Origin of the sequence: Novipirellula sp. (assembly GCF_041583735.1) — a bacterium.
Taxonomy (GTDB): domain Bacteria; phylum Planctomycetota; class Planctomycetia; order Pirellulales; family Pirellulaceae; genus Novipirellula.
Genome location: NZ_JBFHFD010000127.1, coordinates 1 through 16,689, shown reverse-complemented (window position 1 = coordinate 16,689; position 16,689 = coordinate 1). Strand labels below are relative to the sequence as shown.

At 55.3% G+C, this 16,689-nt stretch carries 10 protein-coding genes, 1 tRNA gene and 1 pseudogene; 7 read left to right on the top strand and 5 right to left on the bottom strand.

The features are described 5' to 3' along the window. Positions 1 to 538: 538 nt before the first annotated feature. A tRNA-Pro gene (locus ABX962_RS12010) sits at positions 539 to 612 on the bottom strand. Between the two features lie 167 nt (positions 613 to 779). On the opposite strand from ABX962_RS12010, the gene ABX962_RS12005 reads away from it, so the two are divergent. Continuing rightward, the gene (locus ABX962_RS12005) at positions 780 to 1,616 is read left to right on the top strand and encodes a putative RNA methyltransferase (RefSeq protein ID WP_372719662.1); all 837 of its coding nucleotides are present in this window, start codon (positions 780 to 782) and stop codon (positions 1,614 to 1,616) included. A 210-nt stretch (positions 1,617 to 1,826) separates the two neighbouring features. Here the strand turns inward: ABX962_RS12005 and ABX962_RS12000 are convergent, their stop codons facing one another. The 4 genes from ABX962_RS12000 to ABX962_RS11985 all read right to left on the bottom strand — a co-directional run bounded on the left by ABX962_RS12000 (position 1,827) and on the right by ABX962_RS11985 (position 10,046). Then, positions 1,827 to 2,963, bottom strand: coding sequence for a hypothetical protein (locus tag ABX962_RS12000; protein ID WP_372719660.1), 1,137 nt, complete (start codon positions 2,961 to 2,963; stop codon positions 1,827 to 1,829). A 643-nt stretch (positions 2,964 to 3,606) separates the two neighbouring features. Then, on the bottom strand, positions 3,607 to 4,836 hold the full coding sequence (locus ABX962_RS11995; protein WP_372719658.1) for a DUF5658 family protein: 1,230 nt from the start codon (positions 4,834 to 4,836) through the stop codon (positions 3,607 to 3,609). Between the two features lie 248 nt (positions 4,837 to 5,084). Continuing rightward, entirely contained in the window at positions 5,085 to 5,861 is a 777-nt protein-coding gene (locus ABX962_RS11990; protein ID WP_372719656.1) for a class I SAM-dependent methyltransferase, read from the bottom strand. A gap of 489 nt (positions 5,862 to 6,350) precedes the next feature. Beyond that, positions 6,351 to 10,046 carry a protein kinase gene (locus tag ABX962_RS11985; protein ID WP_372719654.1) on the bottom strand — a complete coding sequence of 1,232 codons (3,696 nt, stop codon included), beginning with the start codon at positions 10,044 to 10,046 and terminating at the stop codon, positions 6,351 to 6,353. Positions 10,047 to 10,391: 345 nt separating this feature from the next. Between ABX962_RS11985 and ABX962_RS11980 the strand changes: the two genes are divergently transcribed. The 6 genes and pseudogenes from ABX962_RS11980 to ABX962_RS11955 form a co-directional block, all read left to right on the top strand. Continuing rightward, positions 10,392 to 11,531 (top strand): DUF1559 domain-containing protein, encoded by a 1,140-nt coding sequence (locus tag ABX962_RS11980; RefSeq protein WP_372719652.1) that lies wholly within the window; start codon positions 10,392 to 10,394, stop codon positions 11,529 to 11,531. Between the two features lie 58 nt (positions 11,532 to 11,589). Continuing rightward, positions 11,590 to 12,063, top strand: coding sequence for a hypothetical protein (locus ABX962_RS11975; protein WP_372719650.1), 474 nt, complete (start codon positions 11,590 to 11,592; stop codon positions 12,061 to 12,063). Between the two features lie 102 nt (positions 12,064 to 12,165). Further along, entirely contained in the window at positions 12,166 to 13,521 is a 1,356-nt protein-coding gene (gene atpD, locus ABX962_RS11970) for a F0F1 ATP synthase subunit beta (RefSeq protein ID WP_372719648.1), read from the top strand. Next, the gene (locus tag ABX962_RS11965) at positions 13,508 to 14,401 is read left to right on the top strand and encodes a F0F1 ATP synthase subunit gamma (protein ID WP_372719646.1); all 894 of its coding nucleotides are present in this window, start codon (positions 13,508 to 13,510) and stop codon (positions 14,399 to 14,401) included. The genes atpD and ABX962_RS11965 overlap by 14 nt, the downstream gene beginning before the upstream one ends. Before the next feature lie 288 nt (positions 14,402 to 14,689). Then, the gene (locus ABX962_RS11960) at positions 14,690 to 16,147 is read left to right on the top strand and encodes a UvrB/UvrC motif-containing protein (RefSeq protein ID WP_372719644.1); all 1,458 of its coding nucleotides are present in this window, start codon (positions 14,690 to 14,692) and stop codon (positions 16,145 to 16,147) included. A gap of 351 nt (positions 16,148 to 16,498) precedes the next feature. Next, a pseudogene (locus ABX962_RS11955) lies at positions 16,499 to 16,689 on the top strand (GTPase HflX); the annotation flags it as partial.

Genomic DNA, 16,689 nt, shown 5'->3' with positions numbered 1-16,689 from the left:
CGAGTGGTACTGCATTCTAATATTTTCCTGCCCATCCCATCTTCCTGCCCGCCGGCAATCCGGCGTTTGGTGGAGGTGGGGAAACCAAGAATCGCGTGAGCTGCGGCATCATGTTGCCGGGGCAGCGTTGGTTACAGAACTGGGCAGGAATATGTAGCGGGCAGGAAAATGGGATACCGCAGGATGGTTCCGTGATCCGACATATTTTTGCCCTCCATATTTTTGCCTATCTGCGGTGCGGCGCTTTGTGGATGTAGCGGATCAACGAGTCGAGAGATCCGTGACGTCAATCGCCTGATAAAACGTCATCGACGCTCTGAGGTCAGCGACAGGTAAATTGACAAAGATCTTTTTCGACATCGTCGTACTCGTTTCCTTCGTTTTGCTCGTCAGCTGTTGCTCGAACGCTTGAAGTCGCGGTTGCAACGCGGCGGCTCTCAGGCCCGAAAGGGGCTTCCATAGAGGCTAGCAGCCAAGAAGGCAGGAGGAGGACAGTGGGCAGTACGCCGAAGTCCTCTCCTGGTAATTGTTTAAGAAGTCGGGGCGACAAGATTTGAACTTGCGACTTCTGCGTCCCGAACGCAGCGCTCTACCAGGCTGAGCCACGCCCCGTGAGGAAGATTGCCCTATTTTTGTTACTTCCTCGATTCTCGTCAACGGTCTTCCCACGCAAAGAATTTGAAGTCAGCAGAGTTCGACGGTTTGCCAAGTGTCCCCGGGCATCGATCGCCCGTTCCTCTGCCCCTGTTGCTGCGGGCCCATCGCCTTAGAATGGGGCGATGTTTGAACTTCGCTGTACCGTCCGAAATTGTCGAGAGCCGCTGCAACAACGTGAAAGTGGGCTGTTTTGTGCTGCCGGTCACCATTTTGATCGAGCCAAAGAGGGCTACTGGAGTCTGCTGCAGCCGCAGGATCGACGCTCCAAAAATCCAGGCGACGCGGACGCCGCCGTTTTGGCACGACATCGTTGGTTAGAGCGTGGCTATGCTGCGGGGCTGACCGAAACACTGCGGCCTTGGATTGCCGATTCGGCATCAGCGGATCCGGAGACCGTGCCACGAACGATCGATCTCGGCTGCGGCGAAGGATCATTCGGCCCCGCGCTGTTTTTAGACGAGGCGGACGGTTACTGCGGCGTCGATCTATCCAAACGAGCGATCAAGTTGGCCGCGCGGGGATGGCCTGCCGGAACTTGGGTGCTAGCTAACGCCGACCGGACCTTGCCAGCTGCCGACGCGAGTGTCGATCGAGTGATTTCGTTATTCGGGCGTCGTCCCGCAGCCGAGATTTATCGAGTGCTCTCGGAGACCGGGATCTGTATCGTCGCGGTGCCTGGCGAAGAGGATTTGATCGAACTTCGCGAACAGGTCCAGCAAGCGGGGCATCGACGCAGCCGTTGGGAGATGGTCGTCGATGAGTTGTCCGCTGCCGGTTTGGAGTTTGTCGAGCACAAGCACTGGCAACAGAGCGTTGACTTGGACACCGATGCGATCGCCGACGCGTTGGCGATGACTTACCGCGGCGTGCGACATTCCCAGCAAACACGTTTAGAATCTTTGGCCGCCATGACGGTCACATTGGCCGCCGATTTAATTCTACTGCGACGCGGTTCATAGAACCGCGGTGGATATCATCCATCGAAGGATTGAGTGGGCTTTCCGTCCGCCGACGCCGCTAGTGAAGTGGCCTTTTTTGCGGAGCGGCGCGAGCCGCCCGGTCTAATTCGAACTTTTTTTCGCTGCAACCGGACGGGCCTCGCGCCGTTCCGCAACCACGATCAACGGCATTCGCGAACGCCGTCGGTTCCCATTCAAAACGCGATAGGGTTAGCGGCGGAAGTGGCGATTGGGTTTGCCGCTGTCGTGATGCTTCCCACCTTCGTTTGAACGCATCTGGCGACCACTCGGTTTGTCTTGCTGAGGACCGCGACGCATTGCGACATGATCGCGTGGACCACTGCCGCGGCGATGGCCCGCTCCGTGATGATCACGTTGTTGCCCGCGTTTGCCGCCACGCATTCCGCGTGAACCCGATTTGTCGCCTTGAGGTCCGCGATGCATTGCGTAGCGGTCGTGTGACTTGCCACCCCGACGACGATCGACGTCGTGATGCCCACGCTGTGGGCCTCGTTTTCCGTGATGCATGCTACTCGCACCTGGACGAGGGCCTTGAGGTCCACGGTTCATCACGTAATCGCCACGAGTTCGTTCGCCGCGATGATGACGAGCTTGTTGAGGGGCGTGATTTCGGTCGCCACGCACGTGGCCTTGATGGCGATCGCCGAATTGACGTTGACCGACATGGTGATCATGTCTTCCTCCACGACGGTTTCGGTCGACGTTTTGCTTGCCGGCGTATCGTTCTTGTCCGCGACCGGATGCCTTGTGTGCCTTGCCGCGTCGTCCATCCGCTTTGGCATTTTCGGCTGCGTGTTGGTTGCGTTTACGATCGTGCTTGCCGACGTCTGCTTTGCGGTTTTTTTCCTTTTTAACGTTTGCTCGTTCGGCTTTTGGCTTTGCGATTTTCACGTTGTCGCGTTTGGCGTCATGGCGAGGCGGCATGGGCATGCGGTCTCGGGATGACTGGTTGACGTCGCCGTCGTGCGAAGGTCTAGGCCCGGATCCAGGGCGTCCTAATCCTAAAGGGCCATGTTGTCCTGGGCCACGTTCTCCTGGTCCGCCACGACCAACGCCATCATGATCGGGACGCGGTCGGCCATCCTGTGGGTGATCGCCTCGTTTGTGGTCTGGGCGAGCATGTTCGGATCCCTTTGGGGAATCCTGCTTGTCTCGGATGCGAGGTGGTTTGGGAGCGTCGGGGTGCGAGTCTGCTTTGGCTTCGGCGGCGGGGCGTTTCGGTTTGGGGTTTTCTTGGTTGTCGTCTTGAGCACTGACCACTTGACCCGATGTCATCAGTAGTAATGCCGTGGTGGAGATCGCAAGTTCTTTCAATGCAATACGCATCAATGTCATTCCTTTTCCAAATCTATTGTTGTTGGCGAGTCTGTTGGCGAACATTGCCAAAGGACGCCTGTTCATTCAACACTTAGAGTGCGAAGGTGTTTCGTCCAAAACATCGCAATGGTCAAGAAAAAAGACAAACCTTGGGTGGCCCCGTGCGTCCCTGGGGATTGTTTCGTCCGCGGCAGGGTGGGGCAGGATGGGTGTGACTGGCGTCTGCGTCTGAGCGGTTCGCCGGCGGTAGCATGCTTCAAGTAGCAACTTTTGGTCCATGACTCATGCCCTGGAAACTGCCGATGAGTTTCGCGACCGAACGCATCAGTGCGTTAGCCGAAGTCGTAAAGGAAACATTTTGCAATAACTTCGTTATTGCAAAATGTTTCCCGAATGACACGAACCCTCCGGTGGCGTTTGGGGCGTTCCGCTAGAGCTTTACTGGAATGGGCGTAGGTCGGTTAGCTTTGGAGGTAGTGGACGAGGCTACGAGTCCCAGCGACTTCGTGGCACGACGGGACTCGTAGTCTCGTCCACTACAGAGAAAACGCTTCACTCGCGTGATTTGTGACAAAACTCGAATGACGATGCTATTTCCGAACAGCACCCAAGCAAATAAGCCGTGTTCCCCATCGGATCCACGATCCGTGGATTACAGAAACATCGAATTGAAAGTCAACCAGCGGGCGGTTAGCAGCGTCAATACCAGGCAGCACCACCAGGTCGCTCGCCGTGCCAGCGGTTGTTCGTGCAAGTAGTAGAGGATGCCAATCGCGAGACCAGTGATCGTGATTTTGAACAGGATCAATTGGACCGGATCGTGGATCAATCCGTTGCCCAGAGGATTCAGTTCTCGCATCGCCCCGCTTTGGTGAGCAATCAACGTCCAGACCAAGTCGAGTGCTGAGAGCACTCCGACGATGGTCAGCGACCAGACCGTGGCCTTTTTCGCGTTGGCTAGGGTTAGTGGGTCGTCGCCAATCGCAACCATCTGTTGTGGGTGGGCCATCAGGTGTCCGAACGCGAGGACGACAGTGACCATTGCAATCATGCTGAGCGGAAAGGCAATTTGTTGGCTCAACATAAGAGCCGCCGTTTTTCGATCGTTGTTTTCATAGATTTGTTCGCGCCGGTTCACCTCTTCCGAAGCGCGCGTGGCGAAGTCAGGTGAGATCTTGAAGTCTTGCACGAGCCGGTGCCAGAGTTCGAAGTCAATTCTCTCGATTCCAGTGGACATCATCTCCGCTTCCGATGGCGTTTCTCGCCCCAATAGTGCCTTGAGTAATTCGTGCCCCTGTTCGGAGGTGTCTAATAGCAATGGTGCTTCGCCCGAGTAGAAAACGGCGACCACTCCGGATCCTGATGAATTGAATGACTCGGCGAAAGATTGAAACGGGGATCGGGGAAGGTACTCGCGGAAGGAATCACGACCTCGCTCTGTGCGATTCCCCCAGTCGCCGCGAGCTTCCCAGTCGCCGCGGTCTCCCCAGTTGCCACGCTCTCCTCGACCACGCATGTCCTTGCCACGCGACGCATAGCTGCGTCCCGACCAGCGGCGATTGTCAACGTAGCTCGAAAGGTCAAACGCATTCTCATCAAAGATTTGACCATCGATCTCGATCCCCACATTACTGAACTTGAGGTCCAATGGAGGGTGTAGATAGACGCCGTTTAGGAACACAAAGCAATCTTCGGTCAGGGGCGTGTTTTCAAACTCGCGATATTTTGGCGAGTCCGTGTTTTCTTGGGCCGTATCGTCTTGAGCCCCCTTTTCTTGAGCCAGCTTTTCTTGAGCCGGGGCCGCCACGGTGATCAATCCAAACACCAGGGTAGCTAGCAGCACCGTGACGCGAATCCATTGGGATTTATTTGTTTGGACCATGCAAAACATTTCCTTTTTCAGAATCATGAGCTGTGGTGTCTCCATGCCCCCCAGTGTTCCGGTAAGGAACCAAGTCACCTTTGAAGGAACCGAGTCATTTTCGGGGGGGAGAAGAGATCGATGACAAGCCTGCGACGATACGTATGTCCGAAGCGAGCGTGCTTGATTGATATGAACCCCGCAGCAGAGCAAAGGTAACGAGTAAGAAAGTATTTTTTTGCCTTTAGAAATACCGGCAAAGCGGGTCTTTAGCGGCGTTTCAAGATAAAGACGGCGTCCACCAAGTCGTCATCCACCGTCCGTGGTTCATCGATGTCGTAATCAAAGTCGTAGGCAGCCCGCAATTCAAATTGGTCTTCGACTTTCCGAAACAGGCTTTTGGCTTGGGCGATCGTGTATAGCCGCAGTGGGAATTCGCTGCGAACGCGATGGATTTTTCCCGATCGCGTTTGTGCTTTGATACTTGCTCGCAGCGTTTCCTGTCGTTTTCGACGATTAAATTCGATTACTTTCAAGGTGACATGCACCTTGGTCCCCCCGTGCGATGCAGTCCAGCGTTCGGTGCTTTCCGGATCGGCATCCATGGGGATACAGTGAAAACCGAGAATATAGACGCCGCCGGAGACCAGATTTTCTGCGACCGATCGCAAATGGGATTCGGCGTCGGCTTCGCTCAGCAGATGGCGGAACGTATTGAACGTGCAGAAGGCAGCGTGAAAAGGTTCAGGGAACTCCATTTTCGTCATATCGCCTAACACGAGCGTGGCATCAATCTTTCGCCGCGCGAGCCGTTTGCGGAGATAGTCGAGCATCGGTTGGCTGAGGTCCAACCCGGTTAACGCGTAGCCGCGGGCCGCCATTTCCGCGACAAGCCGGCCGCTGCCGCAGCCGGGTTCGAGCAGTTTGGTGGTCGGGACATCGTTGCGAAAACGCTCGAACGCTTGCTCAAAAAATTCCACTTCGGCTTGGGTTTCATCACGAAACACCATGTCAAAGTATTGGGGATAGTCGTACCAGTTTTCCATAGCGGGCGAGTGATTGGTTGTAGGCGAATGCTTCGCTGCATCGCACCAGACGGGCAGTGCATTGCACCAGGCGGGCAGAGAAAGCCAGCATTGTAGTCCGAATGCGTTGTTCGGCCATGACGCCAATCGAGGTGTGAAAAATGGAGGTCTTGGTGGGAGCCGCTTCGCCGTGGCGGGGGGCGGAGAGGGGAAGTTTGCGTGATCTTGTCTGGACTTGTCCGGAACTAGCCACGTTGCGTGACAAACAAAACGTAGGCGGATTCGGTTTTAGTGGTCTTTGGGTGTCACCCTGGGGCGAGGGTCGAAGTCACCGTCAATCAACCCCAAGAGGTCAAAAGCCAGGAGCAAATGGTGCAAGAGCAAGAGATTGCCGAGATCGACGCCGAAAAGGAGTGTCTGGCTCGGGAACGACAATTCGATGATTGACAAGCCCCGGGGTCGCGAGGCCACAATCGATTTGCACGCTCCGATTCCATTGCGTCAATCTCATCACATCGGTTTCACTGGATCCAATCCATTGTCGTTTGCGTGAAGCCGCGCGAGCGGCTGGTTGGGTAATCCCGGCAGCGAGACGGTTTCGTAGGTCGCTTGATTCAGAATGGCCGTGAACTCACGTGTTACCTGCGGATCGGCATAGACGCTTTCGCTGAGCAATAGGTCCGTACCCGCAAGCGAGGGCATTGCCATCGTGGCACGCGCCGTGCTGCCAAAATAGTCGAGTCGATCGTTTGCTACGGCGACAAGTGTCCGCCCGGCATGCACTGCGATGCCAATCGCGTGTTGGCTATTTCGCTCGGACTCTCGAATTTGCAGCGCCGCCGCGACGGCGTGTTCGCAACGGTCAAACGCGGCGAGCATGCTTTCGCCCACTGTCTTGGCAACCGTGCCGTGATTCGCAAGCACGATTTGTTCGACTCGCGAGTGAATTTCGTTCACAAGCTTGTATGCTTCGGCGTCTCCGAGATCGACGTAAAGATCTTCGATGTTATGAATCGTTGTGGCTAGAAGCGTTAACTGTTCGGCAGTAATCGGGTTGCTTTCGGCAAAGACCTGATCAGGAAACAGTTCCCGAAATCGTTGGATCGTCGATGCGGTAGCCGCCGTCACCACATCGTCGCGTGGGATCGTTCGTTCGATCCGGATCACGTGCAGCGATGTGTCGTCGTTGATCAGTTGGATTCGCTGCGTGCCAGCGCGAAGTTTGGGGATGTGCGACGATTGGCCGAGCGAAAGCAGTTTGGTCGAATATTCCAGCTGTCCTCGTCCCTGTTCGACCCGGATCGATTGCGTTTGTGGAAGCCGGGGGCCACGAAGCAGATAGTCACCCGCCGCGAGATGCAATTCGAGCTCGAACATCTCATCGGACTCAAGCCGAATCTGCGCCACCACGTGAGGCGAGTGTTCGGGGCCGCCGATACAATAGCTTTGGTCATCCACTTGGCGGATTTCCGGATGGGCTCGAAACACCATCTCGATCGCGTTACCACGGTTAGATTGAAATGCGACATGACAGGCTTCGCAATGGGTGTGATCTTCGATCGCAGACAGATTTTGATGCGTGCCCGCAGGGGCTCGGCACGTCGGGCAGAGCACGTCCCAGCGTAGCGACAACAGACCCGCAGAAGCGGCGACCAAACAAGCGTCGATGGTGTCATCGGAACCAAAATTGATCTCGCGTGCTAACGCAATCGGACGAATCTGAGCCAGTCTTTGCGGCGGGGACTCACTGAGAAAGACGCCGATCGCGTTGGCCAAATCAGGATCGACCCCGGCATCGATCAAGCGATCAAGTCGTTTTTGCAGCCGCTCGCAGTCCGCGTTACTGATTCGGTGTGACGGTTCAAACGGATCGAGTTTCTGACCCTGTTTGCGACTTTGAATTGACTTGTCGATACGCGTATAAACGCGGTTCAAATTGCGAAACGCTTTCCAATCGGCTTCCACGGTCGTCATCACGCGGCCCAGCAAATTGCGTGGCTGGACACGGATTTCATGGCTCAGGTTTGTACCGCCTCCGGCAATCGGCTCCATCGTCACGACGCTCATGAACCAAACGAAAGGCCCGGATTGGAACTCTCGCAAAATACCCATGCGATTCGCTTCGATCCATTCAAACGGATGCTCTTCCCATGCGACTTGCACCCCACTGATGCGAAAGGATCCAAATTTACGGATGCCGCGTTGTTCGTCGTACTCGGTGCGGTAGGTGACCGCGGGTAATCCGATCGCGCGATTGAGTCGTTCGGTATTGGAAACGTACGGCCAGATCTCTTCGGGGCCGCTGGCGAGTTCCCAGTGCTCGGTCTTTTGCCACAGTTTGTCAGCACGATGCTCCGGCATTTTGGGATGCGTTTCGATATCCGAAGGAGTGCCTCTTAAAACTCGGTCGATCTCGCGGCTGAACTGCGTCGCGTCGACAAAGCGTTTTTCGGGTTCCTTGGCCAAAGCACGATTGACGATGCGATCGCAGGCGTCCGAGATTTTGGGATTGAACTGTTGTACCGACGGAGGTCGGTCATACAGATGCATCGTGGCCAATTTGATCCGGTCGTCGGATTGAAACGGCACCCGTCCGGTCAGTAATTCGAACAACGTAATTCCCAACGAGTAGACGTCGGTGGCTGGCCCGATATCGTGGCTGCCGCGGCACTGTTCGGGTGACATGTACAGCGGCGTCCCGATCATCACGCCGTCGCCGGTGACTTCCATCGATTCGGATTGGTCGACGTGGCGGGCGATGCCAAAGTCGGACAGTTTGACGCGATAGTTTTGAATGTCGTTGGCGTCATCGCCGAGGTTCGATTCACGCCGCTGTAGCAGCACGTTTTCCGGTTTGATGTCGCGATGCACGATGCCTTGCGTGTGCGCAACGGCAAGGGCACGAGCGATATCGCCGACGATGTTCAGGGCATCGTGTTCATCGATGTCCACACGTTCGCCGGAAATATGCTGGCTGATCCATTTTTTTAGATCGATGCCGTCAATGTATTCCATTGCCAAATAGTGGACCCCGCGGTCCTGGTCGACGTGAATCAATCGGGTAACAAATTCGTTTTGGATGTCCGCCAAGAGACGTGCTTCCTTGCGAAATCGCCGAATCGATTGGGTCGAGTCGCCGCGGGTCATCTTCAGCACTTTGATGGCCACCTGCGATTGATCCAGCAAATCGGTGGCGGCAAATACAGCTCCCATCCCGCCTTGTCCAATCTTTTCCCCAATCAGAAAACGTCCCAACGTATCACCGCAGTTCACGATCGCGGCGGCGGGGGTGAACGAGGATTCGCGGATCGAACCGCCATCTGTATCTGGATTTTGTTCTGCCGTCGCCGCATCGCTTCCCCGCGTTGGTTTGGGGATGTGTGTGATTTGCAGTTGCCGATTCTCTGCTGGCGACTCGCTCGGTTGGGTGTGCGCGTTGTTTTCAAACTCGACCGAGGTCGCAACCGTGCCGTAGCGGTACGATTCGGCCTGGTGAAGCAACGTCAGCAACTGTTCCGCAGCAGGGACCGATTCGTTTTCGAGCGATTCCAGGATGGCGACAGCCTGCGAATGTAAATCAGAAGAGACCTCGCCGGAGGCGTCTTCACGATTGATTGCGTCGCGAAGCAATCGTTTTAGCACACAGCACAGTCCGTCTCGATCGGCATCTCGCGGGTCTTTCGCGGCGTCGATCGGCGGCGCCGCGATGTCATCGATAGCGAGATTCAGATAGTCCAACTGAATTTCCCAGTTCCCCGATGGCCGCTGCAAGGCAATGTTTTCAGCCGTGAAATGGGGATGATACAGACCGATGTGATGGGTTTGCACCACGAGCGACGTGAGTTGGGCCGCAATCGCCAAGGCTTCGTGAAGATGGAGGTCCTCGGACGCCGTTGCCAATCGCAACGGGGCAAGCGACTCGACCACCAAAATCGGAGGCGTTCTTGAAAGTCCGTCTTCGATCACCCGACACACGTACGGTGATTGCAATAGATCGATGAAGCGGACGTTGCTAGTAATGGCCGCAAGGCGGGCGGGATTGATCGCCGGTCCGGTCAACACGAACCGTCGCTGGAGGCATGCGGTAACGGGATCGCGGTGCCGGTAAAGGGCTCCATCGGCACCGTGGGAAATAAAATGGGACGACGGGGATGTCACGAGAGCCATTGCAGTGAAGACCAATCCAAGTTGGGGGTCAGCAGCCAAGTCTTTGCCCTCAATGTAGCCGATCTTGGTTTGCCTCGGACGGGGTGAGGGCGAATCGCGATCGAGCGGTCAGCCGATTTGATAGGAGGTGAGCAGCAACGATCCGCGATGAATCACACAGAAAAGTAGATGATTTCGCACGGGTTAGGGCATTTCATTGGCCTCAGCGAGGATCGTAGTGGGGCTGAATTTCGCTCACTTTGGGGCTCGCGGTAATTCTCTCGAGGCCACGATTGTTCCTAACGCAATCTTCGCATCACTGATCTACGCTTCCCCTCGCTCGCTGCAATCGATGCAGCCAACTTCCTAGTACTTTAATTTGAAACCGATCGAGGACTCTCTGAAATGTCTGAGCGAAACAAGCGGCGTGAACCTGATCGACGGGCCGCTTTCACGTTGGTCGAACTCTTAGTGGTGATTGCAATTATCGGTGTGCTTGTTGGGCTGTTGTTGCCAGCCGTGCAAGCGGCACGGGAGGCAGCGAGGCGAATGCAGTGCAGCAATCATCTCAAGCAACTGACGTTAGCAATGCACAATTACCATGATGCGTTTAATCAGACGCCGATTCACATGCATCGCGGGGCCGATGACTATGATTCACCAGGCGGTGGTTCAGGCAATTTGTCGTGGTATGCGGGGATGTTGCCATACGTCGAGCAGACCGCGATCTATGAGGCGATTCCGTTTGAGAGCACTGGTAGAGGAAACGCGTGGAGTGGGCTGGACAATAACACCAGCAAGCTAGGGGAAGTGGCCCGCGTCCAGGTACCGACCTTCCTTTGCCCCACCGAATCGGTAACCAATTCGGTGGTCGCGACAGGTGGAATCACGGCCAATTTTAGCTACCTTGCCAACGCCGGTCATGGTCGCAACATGCTGATGCCATGGGAGTCGCCGGGAACCGCGATCAAGGTGTCGCCGGGGATCATTTCGATGAACCGCATGAACGAAAAGGGACCTTATAGTGACTATTGGCGGTCGACCACCAATCGCAACTTTGGATTTCGCGATATCTTGGATGGTTTGTCCAATACTGCTGCGATTGCCGAGTCGCTTGTCAATGATGGGAGCGGCAAAATGTTGGACGATCGCCGCAATTTGCATTACACGAATTCGGCACTGGTGGAAGCCTACGATGCCTACATCGACCAAGTCGTCACCGATGGATTGAACGGCTACAAGAATTGGGAACCTTGGAGCATGTACAAGGGGCATTCGTGGTTGTACACCGACGGTTGGCAGCGTCATGTCTATGGACATGTATTTACACCCAACACGATTTCCATTGCCGCCTACAGCAGCGACACGATTCGTTGCCACGAAGGCGACTCGGCAATCACCGCGTCAAGCGACCATCCCGGTGGAGTACAGATGTCGCTGATGGATGGCTCGGTTCGTTTCATTACTGATTCGATCGATATGGAAACATGGTGGGCGTTAGGTACCAAAGCAGGAAAAGAGATTGTCAACAACGACAATTTTTAAGCCGGCGATCGCTCACGGTCCAACAATTCACAAAATGACAATCAAAGAGTGGAACAGAATGAATCAAACCGTATTTACTCGATCCGTCTTGACTGCGTTCGCCATCATTGGTTTGGTCTCGTTGTCGTTGCCCGGCTGCGGATCGGGCGAAAACGCAATCCAGGCGAGATTGAAAGAGGCGGCCTACACTCCAGAGAAATTGGTGGCAGAGCTTGCTGTGCGTCTGAAAACCATGGATGGGGGTGGCGGCCGCCGAGTCAACGAAGCGTCGCGGTCGGGCGGAGAAACCCCAAACGAAGATGGTCGTGGTGGCGGTCCCGGTGCACAAGCGTCGCCAGGGGATGGTCCCGGAGGTAATCCGTTCACGTTGGATGCGATAGCCGCAGACATCAAAAGCAAAATTAATTCGATGCAAGACGCGGCGGGCGAACAAGAGGACGTGATGGCCAAAGTGGTCGCGGAAATTGAGAAATCCGAAATCAAAGATGACTTGAAGCAAAAAGTCATCGCTGCGATTCGCGGGGACTACTAAATCGGGATGCTTGGCGAGCTCGCCAAGCGTCGCACTGGCTGCTGATCTCGACAGAACGGGAGGCTGATTGGTAGTGGCACGCTGATTGCATTAGCGCCCGGCATGAACGCAATCGCTACCCAAATGCAGATGGACCGCGGTCATGTCGTTGCCATCCATGGCGGTGTGGTCGATGTGTGCTTCCCCGATCGCATTCCGGCGATGAATCACGAGTTGCGGTTGGGTGACGATGATACCGTCGTTGCCGAGGTTGCAAGTCAGCTTGATCCGCACACCGTGCGCGCGATTGCGATCACCTCATTGCGCGGGTTGGCACGGGGGGCTCCGGCAAAGAATCTCGGTCGTCCGCTTCAGGTACCCGTGGGCAAGCCGTTACTTGGCCGTGTGCTCGATGTATTTGGCAACCCGCTGGATCAAGGAGATTCGCTCGATGCGGTGCCACGCCGAAGCATCCATCAACCACCACCGACGATCAATCACCGCATTGCCCGATCGGAAGTTTTTGCCACGGGCATCAAGGCGATCGACTTGTTGTCGCCTCTGGAACGCGGCGGAAAAGCAGGGCTGTTTGGTGGCGCGGGGGTGGGCAAGACCGTTTTGATCACCGAACTGATTCACAACATCGTCGGTGGGCATGATGGCATCAGTTTGTCTTGCGGCATCGGAGAGCGATGTCGTGAAGCAGAGGAGCTGTACCGCGAAATGGGGGCTGCCGGGGTTCGTGACAATACCGTCATGGTCTTTGGGCAAATGAACGAGCCGCCGGGGGCTCGGTTCCGAGTCGGTCATGCGGCAATGACGATGGCCGAATCGTTTCGCGACAACGAGAAACAGGATGTGTTGTTGTTGATCGATAACATCTTTCGGTTCGTCCAGGCAGGCATGGAGGTCTCGGGGTTGCTCGGTCAATTGCCTTCACGCGTTGGCTATCAACCCTCGTTAGCCAACGATTTGGCGGAATTAGAAGAGCGGATTTGCACGACCGCCGATGCCGCGATCACGTCGGTGCAAGCGGTTTATGTGCCGGCGGATGATTTTACCGATCCGTCCGCCGTTCATACTTTTGCCCACTTGTCGGCGACGGTGGTGTTGTCTCGAAAACGCGCCAGCGAAGGATTGTACCCCGCCATCGATCCGCTGAAATCGACTTCGGAAATGATGTTGCCCGGTGTCGTCGGCGAACGTCACTACAACACAGCAAGCGAGGTCCGGCAAACGCTGGCTAGCTACGAGGAATTGAAAGACATAATCGCGATGCTGGGGATGGAAGAACTTTCACGCCAAGACCGTTTAACGGTAAACCGGGCGAGGCGATTGGAACGTTTTTTGACGCAGCCGTTCTTCACCACTCAGGCAGCCGAGCTATGCGATCGTATGGAAGCTGGAGAGAAACTCAGCGAAAGCGATGTGCAACAGATTGCGGAATTAGCCAAAGGGGCAATCGATGCCAACCCTTGAGTATCTACGGCACCGGATCGAGACGGCTTCCGATTTGCGATCGGCGGTTGCGACCATGAAAACGCTCGCTGCGGTGAATATTCATCAATACGAACGCGCCGCCGACGCTTTGGGACAATACAGCCGCACGATCGAACTGGGGCTACAAATCATGTTGCGTGGTTCAATCGACGTGCCCGTTTCTGAAGTTCCCACAACGAACCAACGCAATGGCAATATCGGCGTGATCGTGTTCGGCAGCGACCAAGGGATGTGCGGTCAATTCAATGAACAGATTGCCGCCTACGCGGCAGAGCAACATTCCACCTACCGGCGTGGGGTACCGGCCGCAGTATGGATTGTCGGTGGCCGAGTTTATTTCCCGTTGACCGATTCTGGGTGGTCGATCAACCAAACCTTCCGTGTTCCCACATCGGTGCCCGAGGTAGCGGACCGAGTCTGCGAGTTGTTGACGACGATTGAACACTTGCGTGAACGTCGCAATCTGTGCACGCTGCGTATCTATTTCAACATGCGTTCGACCGCCAGTTCGTACCAGCCCAATGAAAAGCAGCTGCTGCCGATCAGTCCAACATGGCTTCGCGATTTGCGTGAACGGAAATGGGAATCACGCTCGTTGCCGAGGTTTGGCGGCGATCGTGATGAAATGACTTCGCTACTGATTCGCCAGTGTTTGTACGTGTCGTTGTATCAAGCGTGTGCGGAATCGTTGGCGAGTGAAAACGCCAGCCGCATCGCGGCGATGCAGGCAGCGGAAAAGAATATCGATGACACGCTCGATGAACTGCAAACCGCGTTCAAAACGCAGCGTCAAACCGCCATTACCGAAGAATTGTTGGACGTCGTAACCGGGTTCGAGGCACTGATGTCCGGCAAATGAACGCTCCGAGGGTGACAAAACCGTGGCTAGCACCACAACGGCCAACCAAATCAGCAGTCACCGAAGGGGGGCGGATAATGCGTCGCCATCATGTGGCGCCTAATCATGTGGCTCCGAAAATGGGCGGAATGCCAAAATCGGGTTGTCTGGCTAGAATAATGTCGTCGCCACTCCGCTGTTCACAAAGCGTCGCCTCATTCGCCAATCGAAATGCCGTTTTGTGAGCTGGGAAATGTGGTAATCGTCCCCCTATTTCTCAGATTGGTGTAATTGACGGATCGCCCCTCCATGCCGGATGACCCTAAAAACAAACCTGCCAAAAACAAAGCTAGCCAAAACAAAGCTAGCCAAAACAAAGCTAGCCAGAACAACGAATTGGTTGACAAGGTGTGCGAAGACAAAGTGACGGATGGGGCGGGGGACGAGCTGGTTGAATTGCTTGGATTCAGCCATGCAGCGACCAAGGTCAAAACGTTCCCGACGTCACCGGGCGTTTATTTGATGAAAGATGATGCGGCGCGGGTGATTTATGTTGGCAAGGCCAAGAATTTGCGAAGTCGCGCGGGCAGCTACTTTTTGAAAGCGGCGGCCGAAGATCAACGGACCGCACCTTGGATCGGCGAGATCGCGGACATCGACTTTGTCGAGTGCGAAACCGAAGTTGACGCGTTGTTGATGGAAGCGCGGTTGGTTAAGGATATCCAACCCAAGCACAACAAGGATCTTAAAGACGACAAGTCGTTTCCGTATTTGATGATCACCACGCGTGACGAGTTTCCTCGCGTCGAGATCACCCGCGAGCCCAAGGAAAAAGGCGTCAAATTGTATGGCCCGTTTCCAAGTGCCGGTGCGCTGCGGGGCGCGATTCAGGTGCTGCAGCGGATCTTTCGTTTTCGCACCTGCACGCTTGACATCAGTGAATCCGAGGAACGTTGGAAGTGGTTTCGTCCCTGTTTGTTGGCCAGCATCAACCAGTGCACCGCGCCGTGTAATTTTCGTATCAGCAAAGAAGAATATCGCCGCGACATCAAACGATTGCAAACGTTTATGGAAGGCGGCAAGAAGCGGTTGCTAAAAGAGATGCACGACGAGATGCAAGCGGCCAGCAAGGCGATGGATTTTGAGCGAGCCGCGGTGCTGAGAGACGAGATTCGGATGCTTGAGAAACTCGAGGATCGCGGTGAACTCGATACGCACGTCCAACCCGAAGTCTTTTATATCGATCCGAAAAAGGGGCTGACGGGACTTCGCAAAGTGCTGGGGTTGGCGGAAACGCCGCGGATTATCGAAGGGGTCGACATCGCTCATCTCGGCGGCGGCGAAACGGTCGCCAGTCTGGTGCAGTTCATTGACGGATTGCCATTCAAACCAGGCTATCGCCGGTTCCGGATCCAAGACGTGGACGGCATCGACGATTTTCGCAGTATCTATGAAGTGGTCTCGCGGCGTTTCCGCAAGCTCTCGGATTCTGGCGAATCGTTTCCCGACATCTTGTTGATTGATGGAGGCAAAGGGCAGCTCAATGCAGCAATGGCGGCGTTTCGTGATCAAGACATCACGCCACCGACAGTGATCTCGTTGGCCAAACGTGACGAAGAGATCTTTCGGCCCGGTGATTCCGAACCGCTGCGGTTAAGCAAGAGTGCGTTTGCACTGCGATTGTTACAGTATGTTCGCGACGAGTCGCATCGATTTGCCCAACATTACCATCATATCCTCCGCAGCAAGTCGACATTCGATCGCTAGCGGTCCCCTCGTCGGCCGATCATAGTTTCAGGCAGGGCCGGTTCCTACCGGCCCTATGCCTTGCCGATTTCACATAAACAACCTACGAGAGATCGCCTTTCTCAGCCACGAGGGTGAACCTGCGTACGTAACTGGCGGTCAGTGTGACTGCGGATGAACGTTAGGTTTCCCAAAACAAAAAAACGCGAATCCCCGCATTTCCTTTGGCAAACCGTGCTGATTTGGGTAACTTTTCGCGGCATCGACGCGGCTTTTGCCTTGTCAAACTGCTGTGCACAGAAACACACTTTTTGACTATAATGGCATTGACGTTCAGATTTAATCTTTCAATTGGAGGAACCTCCCTAAACCGTGCGAGAACAACACCAACTTCGCGATGATTCGCCGGAGCGAAGCATCTTGGCCCGCCTGATCCTGCCCGAGCAAACGGTCGAGGCGGATCCGCTGGAAGAACTTTACGGATTGGCCACGACCGCAGGAACCGAAGTCGTCGATGAGTTGATGCAGCGGTTGACGCGACCGAATCATGGCACGTTTTTGGG

Bases quoted from the DNA above. Each gene is read 5' to 3' on its own strand.
- ABX962_RS11960 (WP_372719644.1), top strand. From the start codon at position 14,690: ATGCCGGATGACCCTAAAAACAAACCTGCCAAAAACAAAGCTAGCCAA.
- ABX962_RS12000 (WP_372719660.1), bottom strand. From the start codon at position 2,963: ATGCGTATTGCATTGAAAGAACTTGCGATCTCCACCACGGCATTACTA.
- ABX962_RS11980 (WP_372719652.1), top strand. From the start codon at position 10,392: ATGTCTGAGCGAAACAAGCGGCGTGAACCTGATCGACGGGCCGCTTTC.
- atpD (WP_372719648.1), top strand. From the start codon at position 12,166: ATGAACGCAATCGCTACCCAAATGCAGATGGACCGCGGTCATGTCGTT.
- ABX962_RS11965 (WP_372719646.1), top strand. From the start codon at position 13,508: ATGCCAACCCTTGAGTATCTACGGCACCGGATCGAGACGGCTTCCGAT.
- ABX962_RS11990 (WP_372719656.1), bottom strand. From the start codon at position 5,861: ATGGAAAACTGGTACGACTATCCCCAATACTTTGACATGGTGTTTCGT.
- ABX962_RS11975 (WP_372719650.1), top strand. From the start codon at position 11,590: ATGAATCAAACCGTATTTACTCGATCCGTCTTGACTGCGTTCGCCATC.
- ABX962_RS11995 (WP_372719658.1), bottom strand. From the start codon at position 4,836: ATGGTCCAAACAAATAAATCCCAATGGATTCGCGTCACGGTGCTGCTA.
- ABX962_RS12005 (WP_372719662.1), top strand. From the start codon at position 780: ATGTTTGAACTTCGCTGTACCGTCCGAAATTGTCGAGAGCCGCTGCAA.